Source organism: Streptomyces sp. NPDC057654 (assembly GCF_042800135.1).
Taxonomy (GTDB): Bacteria; Actinomycetota; Actinomycetes; order Streptomycetales; family Streptomycetaceae; genus Streptomyces.
The window spans coordinates 1-2,606 of sequence record NZ_JBHVHQ010001065.1 but is presented as its reverse complement, the minus strand read 5'-3'; the positions used below and the strand labels follow the sequence as shown (position 1 = coordinate 2,606).

The following is a 2,606-nucleotide window of genomic DNA, read 5'->3' as shown; positions in this document are numbered from 1 at the left end:
GCCGAACGAGGCGGGCGACCCCAGCGCGCGGGCCAGCGCGCCCTTGTCGACCCCGGCGCCGTCCAGCAGCGCGCGGCGGCCGCAGCCGGGGTTGGCGGCCAGCGCGGCGAGGGCACGGGCGTCGAGCGGGCGCGGGGCGCGGCCCGGCCCGCGCAGCTCAGCGAGCCGCTGTCGCAGCGCTGTCGGCGCGGGCGTCGCCGTGGCTGTCGGCGACATCGGTCCGGGCCGCCTGTCGAGGGAACCGTTCACCTGCCGAAGTCTCGCATCCGCCACTGACAACCGCCCCAGCCGCAGGCGTTTCACCAGGTGACGCGGTGTGTGATCCGGTGGGTGACGCCGGGTGGGCGGCGGTGCGGGAGATGCGCGGGAAGCGGCTCGCGATCCGTTCGGCGAGCCGCAGCGCGGGCCGGGTCAGCAGCAGTCCGACGCCCATCACGGCGATGCCGGCGACGGCGTCGAGGAGGTAGTGGTTGGCGGTGCCCATCACGACGAACGCGATGCCCAGCGGGTAGACGACGCCGGCGATCCGCGCCCAGCGCCCGCGCCCGTACCGCCACAGCACGACCCCGCACCACAGGGCCCACCCCACGTGGAGGCTCGGCATCGCCGCGTACTGGTTGGTGAGCCCCCCGAGGCCGCGCGGCGCGCTGGCGTCCCCGCCCCACCAGCCGTACGACCCGTACTGCGCCATGGTGTCGGTGAACCCCTGGGCCGCGTCCAGGAGCCGCGGTGGGCTCGTGGGCAGCAGTGTGAAGCCGACGAGGCCGATGAGGGTCGCGATCATCAGCCAGGTGCGCAGGAAGCTGTAGTTGGCCGGGCGGCACTTGAAGACCCATATGAGGAGCGCCGGGGTGATCAGGTAGTGGAGCGACGCGTACGCGAAGTCGGCGGGTATGCCGAACAGCGCGTGGTGGGTGAAGAACCGATTGAGCGGGTGTTCCAGGTTTATCCCCAGAACCTTCTCTATATGGAGAATGGAAAGCCCGTGGTCGACGGCGTCGCTGACCTCGCCCCGGACGAGCAGCCGGCCGGCGGAGTACAGCGCGTAGACCACGGCTATGAGGGGGAGCTCGGTCCACCAGCGAGGCCGCTTCCCGAGTGCGGGGGTGTGGGACATCGCGACGCTCTCCTGTGTTCTGGCGGCCAAACAAGCGCGCATGCAACCGTACGGTGTACGCGGAATCCGTCGCACACCGCCCTTCATCTTCCTGTCAACACGGCGTCGGCCTGCGGTTATGTCTACGGCTGTGACATGTGAGGTAGGAGACGCCGCCGTCGGCCCCACGGTTGCCTCCGCGCCCGGTGCGCGATGATGGACAGGGATGATGGACGGGGGAGAGACCGCATCGGATCCACCCTCCGATCTCCCCTCCGATCTCCCCTCCGATTCCCCCTCCGATCCCCCTCCGAGACCGATTGAGAGGCCCCCTCACATGGCACCGCGCATCCTGCTGGCCCGGCACGGACAGACGCAGTGGTCGCTGTCCGGGAAGCACACCGGCCGCACGGACATCCCCCTCCTCGACGAGGGGCGGCACGGCGCCAAACTGCTCGGCGAACGGCTGCACCACGAGCCCTGGAACGGACTCCCGGGCGTCGAGGTCCGTACGAGCCCCCTGGCGCGCGCCAAGGAGACCTGCGAGATCGCGGGCTTCGGCGACCGCGCGCAGGAGTGGGACGCGCTCATGGAGTTCGACTACGGCGCGTACGAGGGCATGACCCCCGACGAGATCAAGGCCGCCCGCCCCGGCTGGCTCATCTGGCGCGACGGCGTCCCCGAGGGCGAGACGCTGGCGCGGATCGCCGCCCGCGCGGACGAGGTGACCGCCTGGGCCCGCTCCGCCGACCGTGACGTCCTGGTCTTCGCCCACGGCCACCTGCTGCGCGTCCTCGGCGCGCGCTGGCTCGGCCTGGAGCCGTCCTTCGCGGCCCGCATACGGCTCGACCCGACGTCCCTGTCCATCCTCGGCTGGGCCTACGGCGAACCGGCGATCGAGCGCTGGAACGACACCGGCCACCTGGGCTGACCGGAGAAGAACCACAGACCCTTCACGCGGAGCGCGCGGCGGCGTCGTGCCGGAAGAGGAAGGCCGCCACCGGAGCGCTGCGGTGATGCGGGCGGAGCGTACGGGCCGTCCCGGCGAGCATCGCGCGGATACGGGCCGACTGGACCTCCTCCAGAAGATCCAGCACCCGCCCGCCCGCCGAAGCCGCCTCCTCCAGCGCGCCGCAGCACGCGAGGTCGCCCGCCAGCTCCGCCGTGAACAGCGCGATATTGCGGGCGAAATGCGGATCCTGCGCCGCGACGGCGCGCCGCGCGTGATCCGCCGCGCGCGGCCACACGCCCAGCGCCGCCCAGCACTGCGCCTCCAGCCCCGCAAGCTCGGCCTCCCCGAAGAACGTCATCCACTCGGGATCGGCGTCGCGGACGCCCCGGCCGTAGAGCCGCTGCGCGCGCCGCAGCGCCTCTTCGCAGCCCCGCCGGTCCCCGAGCCCGGCCCAGCCGCCCGCCTCCCGCAGCGACAGCAGCGACAGCAGCCGGGGCGACGCCAGCTGCCGCGCCGCGCGCTGCGCCGCCTGCGCGGCCCGTAACGCCTCGCGCGGGC

General features: G+C 72.9%; 2 protein-coding genes and 2 pseudogenes. 1 reads left to right on the top strand and 3 read right to left on the bottom strand.

Annotation, left to right across the window (positions count from 1 at the left end):
• A pseudogene (locus tag ACFU99_RS40425) lies at positions 1–216 on the bottom strand (hypothetical protein); the annotation flags it as partial.
• The gene (locus ACFU99_RS40420) at positions 158–1,117 is read right to left on the bottom strand and encodes a phosphatase PAP2 family protein (protein WP_384402798.1); all 960 of its coding nucleotides are present in this window, start codon (positions 1,115–1,117) and stop codon (positions 158–160) included. The gene ACFU99_RS40420 and the pseudogene ACFU99_RS40425, both read right to left, overlap by 59 nt.
• 316 nt (positions 1,118–1,433) lie before the next feature.
• Between ACFU99_RS40420 and ACFU99_RS40415 the strand changes: the two genes are divergently transcribed.
• The gene (locus ACFU99_RS40415; RefSeq protein ID WP_384402795.1) at positions 1,434–2,027 is read left to right on the top strand and encodes a histidine phosphatase family protein; all 594 of its coding nucleotides are present in this window, start codon (positions 1,434–1,436) and stop codon (positions 2,025–2,027) included.
• Between the two features lie 22 nt (positions 2,028–2,049).
• On the opposite strand, the pseudogene ACFU99_RS40410 reads toward ACFU99_RS40415, so the two are convergent.
• Positions 2,050–2,606 (bottom strand): annotated as a pseudogene (locus tag ACFU99_RS40410) (hypothetical protein); the annotation flags it as partial.

What these genes read in the sequence shown, in the direction of transcription:
- ACFU99_RS40420 (WP_384402798.1), bottom strand. Translation starts at nt 1,117, where the DNA reads ATGTCCCACACCCCCGCACTCGGGAAGCGGCCTCGCTGGTGGACCGAG.
- ACFU99_RS40415 (WP_384402795.1), top strand. Translation starts at nt 1,434, where the DNA reads ATGGCACCGCGCATCCTGCTGGCCCGGCACGGACAGACGCAGTGGTCG.